The sequence below is a fragment of the Isoptericola halotolerans genome (assembly GCF_003003075.1).
Lineage (GTDB): Bacteria > Actinomycetota > Actinomycetes > Actinomycetales > Cellulomonadaceae > Isoptericola > Isoptericola halotolerans_A.
Map to the genome: position 1 here is coordinate 474,781 of NZ_PVTX01000002.1, position 20,775 is coordinate 495,555.

General features: G+C 74.1%; 16 protein-coding genes. 6 read left to right on the forward strand and 10 right to left on the reverse strand.

Translation table 11 applies throughout. The annotated features are described in order from the left end of the window. Nucleotides 1–5: 5 nt before the first annotated feature. From BCL65_RS05380 to BCL65_RS05425, 10 genes are all read right to left on the reverse strand, one after another. Entirely contained in the window at nucleotides 6–2,645 is a 2,640-nt protein-coding gene (locus BCL65_RS05380; RefSeq protein ID WP_106265875.1) for a glycoside hydrolase family 38 N-terminal domain-containing protein, read from the reverse strand. Next, nucleotides 2,642–3,379: an N-acetylmannosamine-6-phosphate 2-epimerase gene (locus BCL65_RS05385; protein WP_106265877.1), complete on the reverse strand. Its 738-nt coding sequence runs from the start codon at nucleotides 3,377–3,379 to the stop codon at nucleotides 2,642–2,644. The genes BCL65_RS05380 and BCL65_RS05385 overlap by 4 nt, the downstream gene beginning before the upstream one ends. After that, nucleotides 3,376–5,130 carry an FAD-dependent oxidoreductase gene (locus BCL65_RS05390; protein WP_106265879.1) on the reverse strand — a complete coding sequence of 585 codons (1,755 nt, stop codon included), beginning with the start codon at nucleotides 5,128–5,130 and terminating at the stop codon, nucleotides 3,376–3,378. The genes BCL65_RS05385 and BCL65_RS05390 overlap by 4 nt, the downstream gene beginning before the upstream one ends. After that, nucleotides 5,127–6,623, reverse strand: a complete 1,497-nt coding sequence (locus BCL65_RS05395) for a DUF4127 family protein (protein WP_106265882.1) — start codon at nucleotides 6,621–6,623, stop codon at nucleotides 5,127–5,129. The genes BCL65_RS05390 and BCL65_RS05395 overlap by 4 nt, the downstream gene beginning before the upstream one ends. Beyond that, nucleotides 6,611–7,609 (reverse strand): ROK family protein, encoded by a 999-nt coding sequence (locus tag BCL65_RS05400; RefSeq protein ID WP_207767649.1) that lies wholly within the window; start codon nucleotides 7,607–7,609, stop codon nucleotides 6,611–6,613. Before BCL65_RS05400 ends, BCL65_RS05395 begins: the two co-directional genes overlap by 13 nt. Next, nucleotides 7,606–8,331, reverse strand: coding sequence for a GntR family transcriptional regulator (locus tag BCL65_RS05405; RefSeq protein WP_106265884.1), 726 nt, complete (start codon nucleotides 8,329–8,331; stop codon nucleotides 7,606–7,608). Before BCL65_RS05405 ends, BCL65_RS05400 begins: the two co-directional genes overlap by 4 nt. Continuing rightward, nucleotides 8,328–9,215 (reverse strand): carbohydrate ABC transporter permease, encoded by an 888-nt coding sequence (locus BCL65_RS05410; protein WP_106265886.1) that lies wholly within the window; start codon nucleotides 9,213–9,215, stop codon nucleotides 8,328–8,330. Before BCL65_RS05410 ends, BCL65_RS05405 begins: the two co-directional genes overlap by 4 nt. Beyond that, nucleotides 9,212–10,087, reverse strand: coding sequence for a carbohydrate ABC transporter permease (locus tag BCL65_RS05415; protein ID WP_207767648.1), 876 nt, complete (start codon nucleotides 10,085–10,087; stop codon nucleotides 9,212–9,214). The genes BCL65_RS05410 and BCL65_RS05415 overlap by 4 nt, the downstream gene beginning before the upstream one ends. Before the next feature lie 64 nt (nucleotides 10,088–10,151). Next, on the reverse strand, nucleotides 10,152–11,471 hold the full coding sequence (locus tag BCL65_RS05420) for an ABC transporter substrate-binding protein (RefSeq protein ID WP_106265890.1): 1,320 nt from the start codon (nucleotides 11,469–11,471) through the stop codon (nucleotides 10,152–10,154). A gap of 160 nt (nucleotides 11,472–11,631) precedes the next feature. Beyond that, on the reverse strand, nucleotides 11,632–12,642 hold the full coding sequence (locus BCL65_RS05425) for a LacI family DNA-binding transcriptional regulator (RefSeq protein ID WP_106265984.1): 1,011 nt from the start codon (nucleotides 12,640–12,642) through the stop codon (nucleotides 11,632–11,634). 122 nt (nucleotides 12,643–12,764) lie between these two features. Here BCL65_RS05425 and BCL65_RS05430 point away from each other — a divergent pair, with 122 nt between their 5' ends. The 6 genes from BCL65_RS05430 to BCL65_RS05455 all read left to right on the forward strand — a co-directional run. After that, the gene (locus BCL65_RS05430; protein WP_243400748.1) at nucleotides 12,765–14,813 is read left to right on the forward strand and encodes a beta-galactosidase; all 2,049 of its coding nucleotides are present in this window, start codon (nucleotides 12,765–12,767) and stop codon (nucleotides 14,811–14,813) included. Beyond that, nucleotides 14,810–15,745, forward strand: coding sequence for a carbohydrate ABC transporter permease (locus BCL65_RS05435; RefSeq protein ID WP_207767647.1), 936 nt, complete (start codon nucleotides 14,810–14,812; stop codon nucleotides 15,743–15,745). The genes BCL65_RS05430 and BCL65_RS05435 overlap by 4 nt, the downstream gene beginning before the upstream one ends. Then, nucleotides 15,742–16,644 (forward strand): carbohydrate ABC transporter permease, encoded by a 903-nt coding sequence (locus tag BCL65_RS05440; protein WP_243400747.1) that lies wholly within the window; start codon nucleotides 15,742–15,744, stop codon nucleotides 16,642–16,644. The genes BCL65_RS05435 and BCL65_RS05440 overlap by 4 nt, the downstream gene beginning before the upstream one ends. Nucleotides 16,645–16,709: 65 nt before the next feature. Next, on the forward strand, nucleotides 16,710–18,050 hold the full coding sequence (locus tag BCL65_RS05445; protein ID WP_106265892.1) for an ABC transporter substrate-binding protein: 1,341 nt from the start codon (nucleotides 16,710–16,712) through the stop codon (nucleotides 18,048–18,050). Then, nucleotides 18,047–20,182 (forward strand): alpha-galactosidase, encoded by a 2,136-nt coding sequence (locus BCL65_RS05450; RefSeq protein WP_207767646.1) that lies wholly within the window; start codon nucleotides 18,047–18,049, stop codon nucleotides 20,180–20,182. The genes BCL65_RS05445 and BCL65_RS05450 overlap by 4 nt, the downstream gene beginning before the upstream one ends. Before the next feature lie 135 nt (nucleotides 20,183–20,317). Beyond that, the coding region (locus BCL65_RS05455) for a superoxide dismutase (RefSeq protein ID WP_106265894.1) at nucleotides 20,318–20,775 on the forward strand (458 nt) is incomplete at its 3' end.

The following is a 20,775-nucleotide window of genomic DNA, read 5'->3' on the forward strand; positions in this document are numbered from 1 at the left end:
CGTGGTCATCGGTCGTCGGTCCGCAGCAGCCAGGTCCGCACGCCGTACGGGCCGAGCTGCGCGGGCAGCAGCCCGTCGGCCCCGGCACCCGTCGACGGCGCGCCGTCGAGCGGGCGCTCGTCGAGCCGCGTCTCGGCCACCCGCCGGGCCCAGCCCGGGAGGTGGACGACGGCGCTCGCGGGCCGGGCCGACGGGTTGGCGACCCGGAGCACCACGCCCTCGCCCGACTCGGCGGGCTTGAACGCGGAGACGAGCGCGCCCTGCACGCGAGGCGCGGCGCCGCGGGGAGACCGCCGTCGGGCCGCGGGGGCGCGGAGCTGGTCGGCCCGCAGCGGGACGTGGTGCGCCGCCGCGGTGCGGGCGAGCGCGAGGTCGTCCGTGGCGTCCGCGCCGACGACGACGCCGAGCCGCACGCGCCGCTCCCCGTGGCACTGGGCCTCGGGCACCTCGAACGCCGGGCCGGCACCGGTGGTGCGGGTGCGCAGGTCGAACCGGGACAGCCAGCCCACGGATCGCAGGAGCGTCACGGCGATCTCGTGCGGGCCGCCGGTGGCCGCGGCGTCGAGGCCCTGGACCTCGGGCAGCGCGTCGAGCAGCACGGCCACACTGGCGGTGCCCTGTCCCGCCACGGCGAACGTGTGAGCGGGCGCGGTGCCGATCGCGGCCTCCAGACCGGCAGCCTCGGGGAGCGCACCGACGACCGGTCCGAAGGGCCGGTCCTGTACGGACCAGTGCGTGTCCGCCTGCCACGTCGTGGGCGCCCCGGCGACGGGCACGTGGAACCGCAGGCGATGGTCGTCGGCGGCGTTGTCCAGGCGGACGTCCCACCGCAGGACGGGGTCGCCCACCCAGCGCTCGACGACGAGCGTGACGGGGTGCTCGCGGCGGACCGCCGAGCGGGCGTCGCGGCTCACGTCCAGCGAGGTCGGCAGGTCCAGGGCGGCCGACACCACGAGGCGCGTCCGCACCGGCGACGAGACGACCTCCACGGCCCGGACCGACGGCGTCACGAGCTCGTCGTCCGCCGGCGGGTCGTACGTGTAGCTGTCGCCACGGTCGCCGCCGTCGACGAGACGCCCCAGACCGGTCCAGGTGGCGCCGTCGGGTCCCGTCAAGGTCACCGAGGCGTCGTCCGCGACGACCAGTCGCGTACCGTCGACGACGGCGGCACGCCCCGCGGCGTGCGCCGGCGAGCAGGTCGGCGCGTCACCCAGGACGGCGGTGTACACCGCCCACCCGAACGCGGGGACGTCGCGGGCGACGAACGCGAGCCGATGACGCTCCCCGCGCAGCGTGTCGGGGAGCAGGTCGAGGTCCGCCTCGAACCACTGGGCGGCGCCCAGGTGCTCCGCCTCCACCGGCACCTCGTGACCGTCGGGGTCGCGCAGGCCGACGACGTACCGCCCGGCCGCCGTGACGACGTCGACCACCACCGGGCCGTCGCCGTCGTCCCCGCTGCCGGAGCGCACCAGCACGTCCACCGTGCCGGCGGCGGGCTTGCCGTCACCGCGGACGTCGAGGTCCTCGGCCAGCGCCGCGCGGCGCACGAGCTGGTCGCCGACCTCGAGGACCCGCTCGGCGCGGACCGTCGTCTCCCGGTGCACCTCGTCGACGGAGCAGCCGCAGATGGAGTCGTGGGGGGCGTTCTTCACCAGCAGGTCCCAGGCGTGCGCGAGGGCCTCGCGGGCGTTCGCCGGGCCCCGCCCGGTGACGGTGGCGAGGGCGGCTGCGGGCTCGACGAACCGTTCCAGGAGGGTCTGGGCGCGGTCGTTCAGCGACTTGACGTAGGCCCGTGCCGAGAGCGTGCCGGGCAGCAGGAACGTCAGCCGGTCGCCGAGGTTCCGTAGCTCGCCCTCGACGACGGGCAGGTCCGCTGCGGCGCTCGCGGCCGCGGTGCGGGCGGCGGCGAAGAACTCCGGCAGGGTCGACGGGCGGGCGGCGACACCGGTGGCGCGACGGACCGCCTCGATCGCCTCGGCCCGCTCGGCGGGGCGCGGCGGCACGAGGTGGTCGCCACCGTTGAGGAGGAGCTGCGGCCCGGCCGGGACGCGGTCCGCCTCACGGCGGACGAACGCCTCGAGCGCCGTGGCGGCGTCGGCGGGATCGTCCGGCCACAGCACCTCGGCCTGGTGGTAGGCCTGGTTGACGGTGAAGACCTCGGCGCCGTCCGGCGACCGCCAGCGGAAGCGGGCGTGCTCCGGGGGCGCGCCGCGCCACACCAGGGCGGTGTCGATCCCGAAGCCGACCAGGACGCGGGGCAGGTCGGCCGGGTGCCCGAACGCGTCCGGTGAGTAGCCGATGTCGCTGAGCAGGTCGCCCGCGGTGCGCCGGGCGAGGAGCAGGTTGCGCACCAGGTTCTCGGCGGAGACGAGCTGGTTGTCCGCGAGCACGTGCCAGGGACCGATCGTGATCCGGCCCGCGGCGGCATGCCGGCGCACCCGGTCGGCCACGTCGGGGCGCAGGGCCGCGACGTCGTCGAGCGTGACGGTCTGCCCGTCGAGGTGGAAGGACGCGATCCGGCCGGCGTCGAGGTCGTCGCAGACCCGTTCGACGAGCTCCAGCAGGCGCGACCGGTAGCCCTCGAAGGGGCGGTACCACTCCCGGTCCCAGTGCACGTGGGAGACGACGTGACAGGTGGTGCTCATCGGGCGCCCTCCTGAGCCACCAGGGCGGTCCGGGCGCTGTCCAGGGCAGCCGCGAACCGTGCGGTGATCGACGCCGGCCGGGTGATCGCCCCGCCCACGACCACGGTGGTCGCACCGCGCAGCAGCGCCTCGGCGGCCTGCTCCGCCGTGGCGATCCGCCCCTCGGCCACCACCGGAACCGACAGTGCCGCGGCCAGCTCCCCGACGAGCGTCAGGTCCGGCCCGGCCGGGGGCCGGCCGGGGCCGGTGTACCCGGACAGCGTCGATCCGACGAGGTCCGCGCCGGCGGCCTCGGCCGCGCGACCCTGCGCGAGGGTGGCGACGTCCGCCATCACGAGACGGCCGGGGATCCCGTGCACCGCCCGCACCACGTCCGCGAACGTGCTGCCGTCCGGGCGGGGCCGCCCGGTCCCGTCGACCGCCACGATGTCGGCGCCGGCGTCCGCGACGGCGTGCACGGCGTCCATGGTGGGCGTGATGTAGACGGGCGCGGCCCCCACCTTCCACAGCCCGATGATCGGCACCCCGGTGACGGCGCGGACCGCCGCGACGTCCGCCGGCCCCTCCAGGCGCAGGCCGGCGGCCCCGCCGTCGAGCGCCGAGAGCGCCATCGCGGTCATGTGGGCCGGTCCGTGCAGGGGTTCGCCCTCACGAGCCTGGCAGGAGACGACGAGCCGTCCCCGCAGGGCTCCGACCACGTCGTCGGGGGTGGCGGTCGGGCGGTCGGGCGTCATGCCGGCTCCTGAAGGTCGGGCTGGTGGTGGCGGGCCTGCTCCGGGTGGGCGGGCTGCGCCGAGAGGACCGCGTCGCCCCAGGTGCTTCCCTCCGGGAGGCGACCCAGGCCGAGCGCGTGGGCGATCGAGGCGCGCTCGGCCTCGTCGAGGCCCTCGTCGGGCCGCAGGTCGAGGGTCCGCGCCCGCTCGCCGACCAGGCCGCCACGCAGCACGCAGCGGTTCACGGCGGCGAACGCGGGATGGTCGGCGGGCACGTCGCGCGTCCAGACCAGGGGGGTGCCGCGGGCGAGCAGCCGCTCCTGGGCGCGCCGCACACCGGCCGTCGAGGTGGCGGTCTCGGTCGGCGTGCGACCGTCGGCGTCCGCCTGGACGGCGAGCACGCCCGCGGCCTCGCCGACGGACCACTCGCCCGGGTGCACGCGGTAGGCGGCGGCCGCGACCTGCGTGGCCGCGAGGTTCTTCGCCCCGGCGACGAGGTTGACCGGTCCGCGGCCGGCCTCCGGGACCAGCGCACGGGCCGGCACCTGGAACGGGGAGGTCGGGGCGTACACGCTCTGGGGATGCCCGACGCGCGGGTGGAGGTCCGCGTGGTACCAGGCGGTGCCCAGCGAGTCGGGCATCGCGACGGCGCGCTCGGACGACCCGCGGACGGCGAGGTCGAGCTCCGTGACAGGGCGGCCGGAGGCGAGCCGGCGGGACTCGCGCACGTATGGCGCGTGCGCCAGGCCGTCCGCGGTCCCCGTGACGCCGGGGTCGAGCGCCAGCTCCGGGTAGCCCCGGCCGCCGTCGTCCCGCGGCGCCTCGGTGCGCAGCCAGTGGACGAACCCGAGCGTGAGGTCGCGGGCCCCGCGCAGCGTGCGCTCGCGGTCGGCGACGAGCCCCGTGGCCGCGTAGTCGTTGCCGGCCCAGTTGAGCACGACGGCGTCCTGGCCGCCCAGGAGCGCGCCCGAGCGCACCCTTCGGTAGGTCCAGAACGGCGGGTTGCCCGTGGGCCCCTCGCCGAACATCGCGTACCGGTGGAGCGTGCCGTCCCAGCCGGGGATGTCCAGGCCGAACGGCTGCCCCGTGACGTGACGGGCGTAGCCTCGCGGCGGGCCGCCGACGGGACCCGGGTCCTCCCGGAGCGTCAGCCCCGCGACCCAGGTGCAGGACTGCTCGGCGAGCGGGTCCGGCCCGCCCGGGAGGGCGTGCGGCTCGCCGAACGCCTCGGAGCCCTCCGAGCCGATCACCCAGTCGGCGCCGACCAGCGGCAGCAGGTCACCGAGCTCGGTGGCGTCCACGAAGGTGTCGGCCGTGACCACCTCGCGCACGCCGCCGGGTCCGGCGAGCTCCACGGCCTCGACGACGGCGCGTCCTGCGGCGTCCGTCGTCGTCCGGGCGGCGACCGGCTCGCGGTCCAGCAGGACCCGCAGGCGACCGGAGGCCACGTGCTCGGCGAGCATGTCCTCCAGGACCTGCCGCCCGACGTCGGGCTCGAAGCACAACCGGGACACCCAGCCGTCGCCCGGGTTGGCGAGGCCGCCGTAGGCGGCACGCAGCCGGCGGCGCATCTCGTGGTAGCTGCCGGGCGCGCCGGTGGTCTCGACGAGCGGGTGCTCGTCGAGCGGGCTGGTCGCCTGCGCCGTGATCTGGCCGCCGACCATCGGTTCCGCGGCGGTGAGCGTGACGGTGGCGCCGGCGTCGGCGGCCGCGAGGGCGGCGGCGACACCGCCGAGCCCGCCGCCGATCACGGCGAGACGGAGGCCCGTCATCGTGCCACCTCCACGTCCAGGTCGATCTCGAACGTGCGGTCCCAGGGGAGCGTCAGGCTCCCGGGGACGACGCGTGCGTCGTCGAGGCCGGGGGTGCGTGCCAGCACCTCGCCGACCAGGCTCTCCCACCGGTGGCGGCGGTCCGCCGTGAGCCGCACGACGTCGTGGCGCGTCGGGTCGGACCCCAGCTCCGCCCGGGCGCGAGCACGGGCGTGGCTCATCCACCCGGCGTCCTCCGCGACGCGGTGCGCCAGCAGCTCGCGGTGCGCGACGGCGTCGAACGTGCCCGCGGCCTGCGCCGCGCACGTCGCGACGACCTGGGCGGCGACCGTGCCGAGGGTGTTGCCGGCCGTGTTCCAGGCGGCGTAGCCGACGAGCCGTCGCCAGGCACCGACCTCGCCGAGCGCCGTCACGAGCGCAGGATCCGCCCCGTTGGGCTGCGCGACGTCCGCCACCGCGACCCGCTGCCCCGCGGCGAGCAGCTCGGCGACGGTCCCGGCGGTCGCCGCCGCGGCCGCGCCGTCGGACCCGGCCGGAGGTGCGACGGCCCAGTCGCCCGCGGACGGCCCGGTGGCCGGGGCATGGACGACGACGTGGCAGTCGACGTCGGGCGAGCGCGGGTCGACGACCACGGCCCCGGCGGCCTCGAGCTGACGGACCGCGGTGTGCCCGACCGGTCCCGTCTCGTACGGGGCGACGCGGTCGAGCCCGCCGTCGGCGGCGCACCGGACGGCGACGCGCGGCGTGGCCACGGCGGACGCCGCCAGCACGGCGCGGGCCACGAGCACGGCCCCGGTCTCGTCCGCGCCGGGGTGCACGACGGCGCGGTGACCGGTGCCGAGCAGCCTCGCCCATCGGGCGAGGTCCTCCTGGGCGAGCGCCGACAGCGACCGTTGCGCGGCGTCGTCCACGCCGACGACGAGCGTCGTCAGCAGGCCTCGGCGGTGCAGGTCCAGCGCCGCGAGCGCGAGCGCGTGCTGCCGCAGACGTCGGCCTGTCCAGTCGGCGACGACGTCGGCCGGGACGTCGGCGGCCACCCGGGAGCGGGCGTCGTCGAGGGTCGCGGTGGTGCCGCCGAGCTCGGCGGAGAGCCGGTGCAGCGCGGGGCCGTGCGGGTCCCAGTAGTCGGGCTCCTCCGTGGCGTCGGCGCTGTCGGGCGTCCGGGGCACCACGATCGCCGCGTGGACCGGAGGCCCGGGGCGCGTGACGGGCTGCCAGGCGGCGAGCACCTCGTCGAGACGTTCGGACCCGGTGCGCGACGCGATGAGCGAACCGAGGCCGAGGCCGTCCAGGCTGACGACGCTCGCGTCGGTGCGGCCCCGGGAGCCGGCGTACCAGGCGGACAGCGCCGCGACGTCCGGCGCGTGCCGCAGCCGCGGCCGCAGGGCGGGCGGGGGGACCTCGACGGTGGCGCCCGCCACGCGGGCTACCTGCGCGGGCAGGCGGACGGACACGGGGCGGTCGTCGAGCGGAAGGAGGGTCAGGCGGAGCACGGCGTCCTCAGGTCCTCGTGGGGCGGACGGCCCCGGGCGGGCAGGGCGAGGGAGGCCGCGCCGACCGCGCCGCCGTCGCGCACTGCGGCGCGGACGAGCGGCAGGTCGGCCAGCCCGGGCAGGGCCGACGCGGCGAGCGAGCGGTGCGCCGCGTCGAGCAGATCGGCACCGACCCGGAGCGCACCGCCGCCGACGACCACGACCTGCGGGTCGAGGGCCGCGGCGAGCGAGGCGATCGCCGTGCCGAGCGCGCTGCCCGCCCGGCGGAGGACCCGCCGGGCGTCCCCGTCCCCGTGGGCGACCGCACGCGCGAGGTCCTTCCCGGTGGTCGCGCGGCCCCCGAGCGCACGGTAGGCGGCGACCATGGCCGGACCGGACGCCACGGCCTCGAGGTGCCCGGTCCGGCCGCACGGGCACGGCTCCCCGACGGCCTCCGGGACGCTCATGTGGCCCACGTGGCCGGCCAGCCGCCGGCTGCCGACCAGCACCTCGCCGTCGACGACGACCGCGCCGCCGATGCCCGTGCCCACGGTCAGCACGAGGTGGTCGCGCGTCGAGGCCGCCGATCCCCAGCGGGACTCCGCGGCGGCGACGGCGTGCACGTCGTTGACCACCGTGACGAGGGCGCCGCCGAGGCGTGCCGCCAGCTCGTCGCGCACCGGCGTGCCGGCCCATCCCGGCAGGGCCGACGTCGCCGAGAGGATGGTCCCGGTCCCGCGGTCGACCACCCCGGCGGTGCCCACGCCGAGCCGCAGCGTGCGCCGGGCGGACGGGGCGTCGTCGTCGGCGGAGGGCCCGGAGCCGTCGCCGACGTCGACGCTGCGGACGAGCGACGCCCCGAGGTCGAGGATCGCGGCCGGGCCCTGCGCGGCGGGTGTCGGCACCTCGAGCGACGCGCGGACCTTCCCGTCCACGTCCAGCGCCACCGCGCACATCTTCGTCCCGCCGATGTCGAGCCCGACGGCGGTGGTCCGCGCGCCGCTCACGGGTGCCGCCGCCGCTGGACGGACACGCGGAAGTCGTAGCGGTCCGCCCGGTAGACGCTGCGCCCGCGCTCGATCGGCCGGGCGTCCGCGGTGTAGGTGACCCGCGAGACGACGAACGCCGGCGAGTGCGGGGCGACGTCCAGCAGCGCCGCCTGGGCGCTGTCCACCACCGTCGCGCGGATCGTCTGCTCGGCCACGTCGGGGACCTGGCCCAACGACTCGAAGGTCGCGTAGAGGCTCGCGACGCTCTGCGTGCCGAAGTCGGGCGGTAGCAGGTCGGCCGGCACCCAGACGTCCTCGATGCACATCGGTGAGCCGTCCGCGGTCCGCACCCGCTGGACGTGCACGACCGGTGCGCCGGGGGAGAGGCCCAGGTCCTGGGCGACCTCGGCCTCCGCCTCGATCCGCTCCACCTCCTGGGAACGGGAGCCGGGCAGCATGCCGCGGGCCGTGATGTCCTCGGTGAACGACGTCAGGGTCAGCGACTTGGTGATCATCGTCGGGTCGGCGACGAACGTGCCCGAGCCCTGGACCCGGTAGACGAGCCCGTCGTCGGCGAGCAGGCGCAGCGCCTGACGCACCGTCATGCGCGAGACCTCGTAGGTGGCCATGAGCTTGCGTTCCGACGGCAGCGGGTCGTGCGGGCGCAGCCCGGTGCGGATGTCCGCCTCGAGGCGTGCCCGCAGGGCCTCGTACTTCGGTTCGTGGATCTGAGTGGTCATCCCTTGATGCCTCCTTCGCCGACTCCCCGGAAGAACCAGCGCTGCATCGAGAAGAACAGCGCCAGCAGCGGGATCACCGCGATCATGGTGCCTGCGGCGATGACGCGCTGGTTGGCGCTGAACGTCCCGGACAGGTACTGGATCCCCACGGTGAGCGTGTAGTTGTCGGGGTTCTTCAGGATCACCAGCGGCCACAGGAAGTCGTCCCCCGCGAACACGAACGCGAAGATCGCCACCACGGAGAGGGTGCCCTTCACCGACGGCATGGCGATGCGCCGGTACCGCTGCCAGGCGTTGGCGCCGTCGAGCTTCGCCGCCTCCTCGAGCTCGCGCGGCAGGCCCAGGAACGCGGTGCGCATGAGGATGATGGACAGCCCCGACGCCGCGGCCGGCAGGATGACGCCGGCGAGCGTGTCGACGAGCCCGATGGAGCGCATCGTGAGGAACACCGAGACCATGATGACCTCGAACGGGATGATGATCGTCGCGAGGAACGTCAGGTCGGCGAGGGTGCGTCCGCGGAACGGCAGGCGCGCCAGGGCGTAGCCGGCCATCGACCCGAGGATCACGTTGAGGACCGCGGACGCGGTGGCCACGACCAGCGAGTTGCCGATGTACCGGAACACCGGGATGGTCTCGGCCACCGTGCGGTAGTTGTCGATCGTCGGGTTCGTGGGGATCGGGGAGGCGGTGTAGATGGACTCGTCGGCGCCCTTGAGCGAGGTCGAGAACTGCCACAGGAACGGGCCGACGAGGAGCACGAACATCAGCCCCAGCAGCGAGTAGCGCAGCACGAGACCCGCGCGGGTGTGCTTCGGGCGGTCGGGGCGCAGCACCTGCGGGCGGGTGGCGCCGGCGGTGCGCGACGCGAGGGCGGCGGTCATCGTGCCTCCGCCCGCTGCGCGCGCAGGTACCCGGCGGAGAACCCGATGGTGAGCACGAACAGCGCCAGGCTCATCGCCGAGGCGTAGCCGATCTGACCGCCGAGGCCGAGCCCGACCTCGCGGATCGTGTAGACCAGGGTCCGCGCCTCGCCGCCCGGCCCGGCGGTGCCGTAGCTCATCACGTAGACCTCGGCGAACACCTTCATCGCGGCGATCGCCGACAGCAGGCCGACGAGGAACATCGTCGGCCGGACGCCGGGCACGGTCACGGACCAGAACCGGCGGGCGGCGTTCGCGCCGTCGACCTGAGCCGCCTCGTGGTACTCGCTCGACACGTTCCCGAGCGCCGCCAGGTACACGACCATGTAGTAGCCCAGTCCTTTCCAGACGGTGACGAGCATGCAGCTCACCAGCAGGAGCGTGGAGTCGGTGAGGAACGGCAGCGGGGCGTCGATGATCCGCGCCGCCTCGAGCACCTGGTTGACGATGCCGTCGCTGGCGAGCATCCACGTCCAGATGAGCCCGACGACCACCATGGAGGCGACGACGGGGGAGTAGAAGACGGAACGGAAGAAGCCGATCCCGCGGATCTGGGGCTGCACGAGGACCGCGAGCAGCAGGGGCAGCAGCACCAGCAGCGGTACCACGACGGCCACGTACAGGACGGTGTTGCGGGTGGCGAGCCAGAAGTGCGGGTCCTGGGCCAGGCGGACGTAGTTCTCGCCACCCACGAAGCTCCCGCCGCCGAGGGCGCTGGCGTCCGTGAAGGACAGCACGACGGTGTTGAGGAAGGGCCAGACGTGGAAGACGACGGCCACCACCAGGGCGGGTGCGAGAAAGAGCCAGGGAGCGAGGCGGAGCCGACGGTTCACGAGGTGTTCCTCCGGGAGGCTGGGGCGGATCGGGAGCCCGGGGCTCGATCCGCCCCAGCGGCGGTCACATGCCGGTGATGGAGTTCGCCTCGGCGACGGCCTGGTCCAGCGCCTCCTGAGCGCTGAGCTCGCCCTTCATGGCGAGCTGGACCTTGCCGATGACCGCAGCCTTCACCCGGTCGTCGTACTGCACGGGGAGCAGGTTGCGGCCGTTCTCGAGCTGCTCGGCGGAGAGCTTGCGGGCCTGGGACTCGACGGTGCCGTCGGAGTCGTCCGTGAAGTAGGGGTCGGCCAGCGCCTCGGTGACCGAGGGGAAGATGGTGACGATCTGGGAGAACGCGAGCTGGTTCTCGGCGTTGGTCATGAACTCCGCGAACTTCAGCGCGGTCGCCTTGTTCTCGGTGGACCGCGGGACCAGCAGGCCCATGACGGACATGTTGGCGGCGTCGGACGCGCCGGTGATCTGGGCACCCACCCCGGTCACCTCGGCGATGTCGGGCGCGTTCTCCTCGACGATGGTCAGGAAGTTGGGGCCGGAGGGGAACAGGGCGACGCGGCCGGCCTGGTAGGCCTCGGTCTCCTTGGAGTGGTCCTCGGTGAGCGAGTCGGGCGGGAAGACGCCGTCCTGGTACGCGGCGGTGAGCCGTTCGACGTGGGCGACGGCCTCGGGCGTGTTGAAGACCCACTCGGTGCCGTCCTCGGACAGCAGCGGCACACCCTCCTTGGCGAGGTCGAGCAGGAACCGGTTCTCGAGCGCCGGGTGCATGCCCCAGATCTTGCCGTCCGACTTCTCGGTGATCTGCTCGGCGGCGGCGTAGAGCTCGTCGAACGTGGCGGGCGGGGTCTCCGGGTCGAGGCCGGCGTCCTCGAACATCGCCTGGTTGTACATCGTGACCTCGGAGGTCAGGTACCAGGGGAAGCCGAACGACCCCTCCTGCTCCGGGACCTGGAACGCGTCCCAGGCGCCGGGCACGTAGGCGTCGCGGAGCTCGGGGACCTCCTGGTCGAGGTCGAGGAACAGGCCCTCGGCCTCCAGCGGCTGCGCGAAGTTCGGGTTGAGGTTGATGACGTCGGGGAGCGTCCCGGCGGCCGCGTCCGTGGCGATCTTCTCCTGGGCGCCCTCGAACGGGATGTCGATCCACTCGATCTCGGTGCCGGGGTGCTCGGTCTCGAAGTCCTCGATGACGCCCTCGATGTACTCGGTGAAGGTCGGCTTGAGCTGGAGCGTCGAGAACGTGATCTTGCCGGTCACCTCGGCCGGCTGGTCGCTCTCGGCGGTGTCGGCCGCCGGGGTCTCGGCACCGCTGAGGCCGCAGGCCGAGAGGGTCAGGCCGAGGATCGCGAGGGCGGGGAGCATCGCGCGGCGGCGACGGCTGGGGGTCATGTCACTCCTGGGTCGACGTTGACGCTGGAAAGGAAAGTGGTCCGTACCAATGTCGAGAAACGTAGCGCCGCGCCACGGATGCGTCAAGGAGTGAGGCAAATGTGGTCCGTACCAATCTGCCGACGGTGGGCAGGGTCGGGCGTCCCCTCGCAGGCAGGGCTCAGGCCGAGGCGCGCCAGACGACGTCGGTCGGCAGCGTGACGCTCGACGGCGTGCGGCCGGCGAGCTGCTCCAGCACCAGCGTGGCCGCGGCGCGGCCCATCTCCGCCGCGGGCTGGTGCACCGTCGACAGCGGCGGGTTGCAGCGCAGCGCCCAGGCGCTGTCGTCGAACCCCACGACCCCGACGTCGCCGGGCACGGTGCGGCCGGCGGTGCGCAGCGCCTCGATCGCTCCGGCCGCGACGGCGTCGGAGGCCGCGAACACGCCGTCGAGCGCCGGCTCCCGCCGTAGGAGCTCGGTCATGGTGTCGACGCCGGCGCGGTAGGAGTAGAGCGGGTCGGCCACGACGAGGCGTTCGTCGAACCGGTCGCCGAGCGCCTCGGTGAACCCGGCGAGCCGGTCGGCGCCCGAGTCGCGGTCGAGCGCGCTGGCGAGCATGCCGATGCGGCGTCGGCCGGTCTCGACGAGCCGGGTCGTCAGGGCGCGCGCAGCGCTGCGGTTGTCGATGCCCACGTAGGGGATCGAGGGGCGCCCCTCGGGGTGCCCGACGAACGCGGCGGGCAGCCCGATCTGCTCGACGGCGTCCGCCACCTGGTCGTGCGACCGGGCCGAGACGAGGACGGCGCCGTCGACGAACCCGCCGCGCAGGTAGCTGGAGACGCGGGCGGCGTCGTCGTCGGAGTCGACGACGAGCACCACGAGCTGGTGGTCGGCCTCGGCGACGACGGCGTTGGTGCCCAGGAGGATGCCGCCGATATTGGGGTCCTCGAGGAAGAGCTGGTGCGGTTCGTGGACGACGAACCCGATGGCCCACGTCTTGCGCATCACGAGGTTGCGGGCGGCGTTGTTGCGCACGTACCCGACCTCGGCGATGGCGGCCTCGATGCGGGCGCGGGCCTCGGCGGAGACGTAGCCCGTCCCGTTGAGCGCGCGGGAGACGGTGCCGCGGGACACGCCGGCGTGGGCCGCGACGTCGTGCACCGTCGCTCGGACGCGCCCTGGTGAGCTCATGCGCACAGCGTATCCATCCGGACACGATTGTGTGCACGTGTACACACCGAGCCCGAGGTGCGGTACTGTCACCATGTGTGCACGTGCACACACACCTTCGAGGATGAGGAACAGGCGTCGACGTGGACCCCAGGACGAGCCGAGGGCGGCTCCCGCTCCCGCAGCGCGGCATCGCGTTCGGCGGCGACTACAACCCCGAGCAGTGGCCTCGCGAGACGTGGGTCGAGGACGCGCGTCTCATGCGCGAGGCCGGGGTCGACCTCGTGGCCGTCAACGTCTTCGGCTGGGCGGAGATCGAGCGTGAGCCCGGCGTCTACCGCTTCGACGACCTCGACCACGTCATGGACCTGCTGCACGAGCACGGCATCGCGGTGAACCTCGGCACCGGCACGTCGACCCCGCCGCCCTGGCTCACCACCGACCACCCCGAGGTCCTGCCCGTCACCCGCGACGGCGGCACCGTCAGCCCCGGCGGGCGGCAGGCCTGGTGCCCCAGCTCACCCGTGCTGCGGGACCACGCCGAACGCCTCGTCCGGACGGTCGCCGAGCGGTACGGCGACCACCCGGCGCTCGCGCTGTGGCACGTGTCCAACGAGCTCGGCTGCCACAACGCGCTGTGCTACTGCGACGAGTCGGCGCGGGACTTCCGGCGCTGGCTCGAGGCCCGGTACGGCACCGTCGACGCGCTCAACGCGGCCTGGGGCACGAGCTTCTGGAGCCAGCGCTACGGCTCGTTCGACCAGGTGCTGCCCCCGCGGGCCACGGCCTCCCCCGAGAACCCCGGCCAGGTCCTCGACTTCCACCGCTTCAGCTCCGACGCCCTGCTCGACTGGTACCACGCCGAGGCCGCGATCCTGCGCGAGACCACCACCGTGCCCGTCACCACCAACTTCATGGTGACCGCACACATCGACACCCAGGACTACCGGTCCTGGGCGCCGCACATGGACGTCGTCGCGAACGACCACTACCTGGACCACCGGCTGGCCGACCCGTGGGCCGAGCTCGCGTTCGCGGCCGACGCCACGCGCGGGCTGGCCGACGGCGCGCCGTGGATGCTCATGGAGGCCTCGCACGGGGCCGTGAACTGGCAGCCGCGCAACCTCGCCAAGCGGCCGGGCGAGCTCGAGCGCATGGTCCTCACCCACGTCGCGCGCGGCGCCGACGCCGTCTGCTTCTTCCAGTGGCGGGCCTCGCGGGCCGGCGCCGAGCGGTTCCACTCGGCGCTGCTGCCGCACGCCGGCACCGACTCCACGCAGTGGCGGGCCACGCTCCGGCTCGGCGCCCTGCTGGACGCGCTCGACGAGGTGGTCGGCACCACCGTGACCAGCGACGTCGCCCTGCTGTTCGACTGGCAGGCGTGGTGGGCCGTCGACGTCCCCGGCCAGCCCACCGGAGACGTGCGCTACCTCGACGAGGTGCACGCGATGCACGCCGCGCTGCGTCGCGCCGGGGCCGGCGTCGACGTCGTGGGGCCGGCGGCCGACCTGTCCGGCTACCGCCTCGTCGTCGTCCCGACGCTCTACCTCGTCACCGACGAGGCCGCCCAGGCGCTCGAGCGCTACGTCGCGGCCGGGGGACACGTGCTCGTCACCTACTTCTCCGGGATCGTCGACGCCGACGACCAGGTCCGCACGGGCGGCTACCCGGGAGCGTTCCGCGACGTGCTCGGTGTCCGCTCGGACGAGTTCTTCCCGCTCGACGCCGGTCAGCTCGTCACGCTGGACGACGGCCGCACCGCCGACGTCTGGACCGAGCGGGTCGAGGCCCGCGGGGCGTCCGTCGTCGCCCGGTTCGCCGACGGACCCGTCGCCGGCGGTCCCGCCGTGACGCGCCACGGGCACGGCGCGGGCGTGGCGTGGTACGTCGCGACCCGCCTGGACGGAGCGGGCCGCGAGGCCCTGGTGGCCCAGGCCCTCGGCGACGCCGGGGTCGAGCCGGTCCTGCCGGGGGCCCCGGCGGTGGTCGACGCCGTCCGGCGGCACGGCGACGCGGCGTCCTACCTGTTCCTGATCAACCACGGCGGCACGGCCTTCACCGCCCCTGTCCCCGGCACGGACCTGGTGACCGGGCGGACGGCCGCGGCGCACGAGGTACCGGCGGGCGGCGTGGCCGCGATCCGCGAGACGACGACGGATCGGCGCCGATCCGGTGAGGAGGCCGCAGCATGAGCACGCAGACCACGGCCACGGGGCGCGACCCCGGGGCCACGGGACAGCCACCGGGGAGGTCACGCCGTCGCACCCGGCACGCCGGGGCCCTGACGGTGCTCGTCGTGCCGTTCTTCGTCCTGTTCACGCTGTTCTACCTGGTGCCCATCGGCTACGCGGTGTTCCGGTCGTTCCGCACGGTGGAGCGCGAGGGGACGTTCGGGCCGGCGACCGAGGTGTTCGGCGGGCTGACGCAGTACGAGCAGGTCTTCGCGTCCGAGGCGTTCTGGGCCTCGCTGGGCCGCGTGCTGCTGTTCGGCGTCGTCCAGGTGCCCGTCATGCTCGGGCTCGCCCTGGTCCTCGCGCTGCTCATCGACTCGCCGCTCGTGCGCGGCAAGCGGTTCTACCGCCTGGCGTTCTTCGCCCCGTACGCCGTGCCCGGCGTGATCGCAGCGATCATGTGGGGCTTCCTGTACTCGCCGAGCCTGTCGCCCTTCACCGCGGTGACGAGCAGCGTCCCGCTGCTCGGCGGCGGGCTGGTGCTGTGGGCGATCGCGAACGTCGTCACCTGGGTCTACGCGGGCTACAACATGCTCATCATCTACTCCGCGCTGCAGGCGATCCCGGGCGAGATCTACGAGGCGGCACGCATCGACGGTGCCGGCCAGCTGCGCATCGCCTGGTCGGTGAAGATCCCGCTGGTGGTGCCCGCCCTGGTGCTGACCGGCGTGTTCTCCATCATCGGCACGCTGCAGCTGCTCACCGAGCCGCAGGTGTTCCGGTCCTTCACCACCTCGGTCAGCTCGACCTTCACCCCGAACCTCGTGGTGTACACGACCTCGACGGTGCCGAACTTCAACCTCGCCGCCGCCTTCTCCGTGGTGCTGGCGCTGCTGACGTTCGTGCTGTCGTTCGTGTTCCTGCGCCTGACGCAGAGGAAGGCCTTCCAGTGAGCATCCTGACCCGCACCGAGGGCTACGGCCCGACGGCGGCCCCGGACTCCCGCGGGGTCCGCGAGCGCCCGATGTCCCGCCTCGTGGCGTTCGTGATCATGGGCGCCTTCACCCTGTACTTCCTCGTGCCGATCTGGTGGCTGGCGGTGGCGTCCACCAAGTCGCGCGGCCAGTTCGCCTCGACGGCGGGGCTGTGGTTCGCGGACTTCCACCTGTGGGACAACCTGACGTACCTGTTCACCTACGACGGCGGCGTGTACCTGCGCTGGCTCGGCAACGCCGTGATCTACGCGGGGGTGGGTGCGCTGCTGGGCACCCTGCTGGCCTCGATGTGCGGGTACGCGCTCGGCAAGTACGTGTTCCGCGGCCGCAACCTGCTCTTCAACGTGATCCTCGGCGGGGTGCTGGTGCCCGTCACGGCGCTCGCCCTGCCGCTGTTCCTCATCTTCAGCGCGGTGGACCTGACCAACACGTACTGGTCGGTGTTCCTGCCGAGCCTGGTGAGCCCGTTCGGCGTCTACCTCGCGCGGATCTACGCCGCGGCGAGCGTGCCCGACGAGCTGCTCGAGGCGGCCCGCCTCGATGGTTCCGGGGAGGTGCGCACGTTCTTCACCGTGTCGGTGCGGCTCATGGCACCGGCGCTGGTGACCATCTTCCTGTTCCAGTTCGTGACCATCTGGAACAACTTCTTCCTGCCCCTGGTGATGCTCTCGGACGAGAAGCTCTACCCCGTCACCCTCGGCCTGTACGCGTGGAACTCCCAGACGAACGCCGTCCCGGAGCTGCGCACCGCCGTCATCGTCGGCGCGTTCGTGGCCATCGTCCCGCTCATCCTCGCCTTCCTCGGGCTGCAGCGCTTCTGGCGCGGAGGCCTGGCTGCCGGCGGCGTCAAGGCATGACGCCCGCCGTCCCGACCCGCACGATCCCGACCCGCAAGACCCCGCCCCGTTCAAGGAGGAACACCATGAATCGCCACACCCTGGCCCGCTCCGGCGCGGCCGCCGTCGCCGGCACGCTCCTGCTCGCCGCCTGCTCCGGCGGCACCGACGACGGCGGGTCCGACGGCGCGGCCGACGCCTCGGCCTGCGAGCCGTCCGACGGTCCGGTCGAGCTGACGTACACCGGCTGGGTCCCCGGGATGGAGGACGCCATCGCGCTGTGGAACGAGGCCAACCCGGACATCCAGGTCACGTACAACACCGGACCGGCGGGCAACGCCGGCACCTACCAGGACTTCTTCAACCAGCTCGAGGCGGACCAGGCACCCGACCTGGGCCAGATCGAGTACGACACCCTGCCGAACTTCCGCGTCCAGGACGGGCTGGTGAACATCGCCGACTGCGCCGGGGTGATGGACGCCGGCGAGCAGTTCGTGGACTGGACGTGGCAGCAGGTCACGTTCGGCGAGGAGGGCTCGGTCTACGCGATCCCGCAGGACACGGGGCCCATGGCGATGTTCTACCGCGCCGACCTGTTCGAGGAGGCGGGCATCGAGGTGCCCACCACCTGGGACGAGTACGCCGAGGCCGCGCAGGCCATCCGTGACGAGGGCGCGTACATCACGCACTTCCCGCGCACGGACGTCAACTGGTTCGCCGGGCTGGTCTGGCAGGCCGAGGGCCGCTGGTTCGAGAACGACGGCGAGGCGTGGACGGTGGACCTGACCGGCCCGCAGTCGACCCAGGTGGCCGACTACTGGCAGGGCCTCATCGACGACGGCCTGGTGAAGGACACCGCCGGGTTCTCCGACGAGTGGAACAACGAGCTCAACACCGGTGAGCTGTGGACCTGGGTCAGCGCCGTGTGGGGCAGCAACTCGATCTCCTCGGGCGCCCCGGACACCGCGGGCGACTGGGCCGTGGCCCCGATGCCGCAGTGGGAGCCGGGCGCGAACGCGGCCGGCAACTGGGGCGGGTCGAGCGTCGCGGTGCTGCAGGGCAGCGAGCACCCGTACGAGGCGGCGCAGTTCGCGCTGTGGCTGAACACCTCGGAGGAGTCGCTCACCGCGCTCAACCAGGGTGGTGGCCTCTACCCGGCGACCACCGCGGGCCTGGAGCTGCCGGCGCTCAAGGAGGGTCTCGAGTTCTACGGTGACCAGGCCATCTTCGACGTCTTCGCCGACGCCGCGGCCGCCACCGACCCGAGCTTCACCTGGGGGCCGACGATGGCCCAGACCTACAACGACGTGGCCGACGGCTTCGGTGCCGCGCTCAGCGGCCAGGGCACCCTGCTCGACGCCCTGCAGGCCGGTCAGGAGGCCACGATCAGCACCCTGGAGTCGCAGTCCATCCCGGTGGCCGAGTGACGTCGTCGGGCGACGTCCACCACCTCCGTGCCGCGGGCTCGAGCCTCGTGCTCGACGCCCGCGGCACGGGGGTGCCCGTGGTCGTCCACTGGGGCGCCGACCTCGGCGGGCTCGACCGGCACGCGCTGGAGGCGCTCGCGGACAGCCAGGTCCCCGCCGTCACCGCGAGCTCTCCCGACGTGCCGGTACGCGCCACGCTGCTGCCGCTCGCCGCGGACGGCTGGCCCGGCCTGCCGGGCCTCGCCGGCTGGCGGCCCACCGCACCAGACGACGGCGCGGCCCGGCGCCCGGCGCCCCGGCAGGTCCGCACGACGTCGGACGGCGGCACGGTCGCCGTGCTGCTGGCCGACCCGGCCGCCGGCCTGGAGGTCGCCGTCCGGCTGACCCTGCACGCCCAGGGGGTGCTCGAGGGCACGACGACGGTGACCAACCGCGGCACGACGCCCTACGCCCTGGACCGGGTCGTGTCCACGCTGCCGCTGCCCACCCGCGCGACGGAGGTCCTCGACCTGTCCGGACGCTGGGCGGGGGAGCGGCGCCCGCAACGGGCCCCGCTGCGTGACGGCCTCTGGGAGCGCGGGACGCGGCACGGCCGCCCCGGGCACGACGCGCCCTTCGCCACGGTGGCCGGGACGCCCGGCTTCGGGTTCCGGTCCGGCGAGGTGTGGGGCGTCCACCACGCCTGGAGCGGCGACACCTCCGTGCGCGTCGAGCGGCTGGCCTCCGGGCACGCCGTCGTCGGCGCGGGCGAGATGTGGGGGCCGGGCGACGTCGTCGTGGGCCCGGGCGAGACGTACACCTCGCCGCGCACCCTCGCCGGCTGGTCCGCCGCCGGCCTCGACGGCCTGTCCGAGCGGTTCCACGCCTGGGTGCGCGCCCGCCCCGGACGCGCCACGCGTCCGCGCCCCGTCACCCTCAACACGTGGGAGGCGGTCTACTTCGAGCACGACCTCGACCGGCTGCGGGCGCTCGCCGACGCCGCCGCGCGCGTCGGCGTCGAGCGGTTCGTGCTCGACGACGGATGGTTCCGCGGACGCCGCGACGACCGGCGCGGGCTGGGGGACTGGACGGTCGACGAGGCCGTCTGGCCGGACGGCCTGCACCCGCTCGTGCAGCACGTGACCGGGCTGGGGATGGAGTTCGGGCTCTGGGTGGAGCCGGAGATGGTCAACGCGGACTCCGACGTCGCGCGGCGGCACCCCGAGTGGGTGCTGCGGGCGACCCCGGGTCGCGAGCCGCTGCCCTGGCGGTACCAGCAGGCGCTCGACCTGGCGCACCCGGACGCGTACGCGCACGTCCGGGACGCCGTCGTCGCCCTGCTGGACGAGTACCCGATCACCTACCTCAAGTGGGACCAGAACCGCGACGTGCTCGATGCGCCCTCCCGCGGCCAGGTGCTCGCCACGCGGCGGCTCATGGACGAGCTGCGGGAACGCTTCCCGGCGCTCGAGATCGAGTCGTGCTCCTCCGGCGGGGGCAAGGTCGACCTCGACGTGCTGGACCGGACGGACCGGGTCTGGGCGTCCGACACCAACGACGCGCTGGAGCGCCAGGCGGTGCAGCGCTGGACCGGGCTGCTCGTGCCGCCCGAGCTCGTCGGCTCGCACGTCGGCGACGCGCGCTCGCACACCACCGGCCGCACCCACGACCTGTCGCTGCGGCTGGTCACCGCCCTGTTCGGGCACAGCGGCATCGAGGCGGACCTGACGCGTACCGCCCCCGAGGACCTCGAGGCCGTCACGCGGTGGGTGCGGCTGGTCAAGGAGCTCCGACCGCTCGTCGCGGCGGGGACCACGGTGCGCGCCGACACCGCCGACGAGTGCTGGGTGCACGGGCTCGTCGGGCCCGGCGCGCAGGAGGCGGTCTACGCCCTCGTCACCCGGGCGGCGTCGTCGGCCGCCGTGCCGCCGGCGCTGCTGCTGCCGGGCCTGGACCCGCAGGACACCTACCGGGTGGAACGCGTCGACCTCGCCACGCCGCCGCTCGTGGTCGGCGACGCCCCGCCGCCCTGGTGGGCGTCGGGCGCCGTCGAGCTGCCCGGTGCTGCGCTCGCCGAGGTGGGCCTGCCGCTGCCCCCGCTCGCGCCCGAGCAGGGAGTCCTGCTGCGGGTGACGCGCAGCAGTGGCGCCTGAGAGGCCTGTGACGTGGGTCTCTCAGGCGCCACTGCTGCGCCTGAGAGGCCTGTGACGTGGGTCTCCGTTGACCTCAACCGGGGTGGAGGTCCTACGGTCGGAGCACCTCACCCGCCACGGAAGGACGGATGCACGATGCCCGTGTATACGCTGCCGGATCTGCCCTACGACTACAGCGCGCTCGAGCCGCACATCAGCGGCAAGATCATGGAGCTGCACCACGACAAGCACCACGCCACCTACGTCGCGGGCGCGAACACCGCGCTGGAGAAGCTGGCCGAGGCCCGCGAGTCCGGCGACCTGGGCGCGGTCAACCTGCACGAGAAGAACCTCGCGTTCCACCTCGGCGGGCACACCAACCACACCGTGTTCTGGCACAACCTGTCCCCCGAGGGCGGCGGCGAGCCCGACGGCGAGCTGGCCGAGGCGATCAAGGACCAGTTCGGCTCCTTCGCCGCGTTCCAGGCCCACTTCGCCGCGACCGCCACCGGCATCCAGGGCTCCGGCTGGGCCGTGCTCGGCTGGGACTCGATCGGCCAGCGCCTGGCCATCTTCCAGCTGTTCGACCAGCAGGCCAACGTCCCGGTCGGCAT

Bases quoted from the DNA above. Each gene is read 5' to 3' on its own strand.
- BCL65_RS05380 (WP_106265875.1), bottom strand. From the start codon at position 2,645: ATGAGCACCACCTGTCACGTCGTCTCCCACGTGCACTGGGACCGGGAG.
- BCL65_RS05410 (WP_106265886.1), bottom strand. From the start codon at position 9,215: ATGACCGCCGCCCTCGCGTCGCGCACCGCCGGCGCCACCCGCCCGCAG.
- BCL65_RS05425 (WP_106265984.1), bottom strand. From the start codon at position 12,642: ATGAGCTCACCAGGGCGCGTCCGAGCGACGGTGCACGACGTCGCGGCC.
- BCL65_RS05435 (WP_207767647.1), top strand. From the start codon at position 14,810: ATGAGCACGCAGACCACGGCCACGGGGCGCGACCCCGGGGCCACGGGA.
- BCL65_RS05420 (WP_106265890.1), bottom strand. From the start codon at position 11,471: ATGACCCCCAGCCGTCGCCGCCGCGCGATGCTCCCCGCCCTCGCGATC.
- BCL65_RS05390 (WP_106265879.1), bottom strand. From the start codon at position 5,130: ATGACGGGCCTCCGTCTCGCCGTGATCGGCGGCGGGCTCGGCGGTGTC.
- BCL65_RS05445 (WP_106265892.1), top strand. From the start codon at position 16,710: ATGAATCGCCACACCCTGGCCCGCTCCGGCGCGGCCGCCGTCGCCGGC.
- BCL65_RS05405 (WP_106265884.1), bottom strand. From the start codon at position 8,331: ATGACCACTCAGATCCACGAACCGAAGTACGAGGCCCTGCGGGCACGC.
- BCL65_RS05385 (WP_106265877.1), bottom strand. From the start codon at position 3,379: ATGACGCCCGACCGCCCGACCGCCACCCCCGACGACGTGGTCGGAGCC.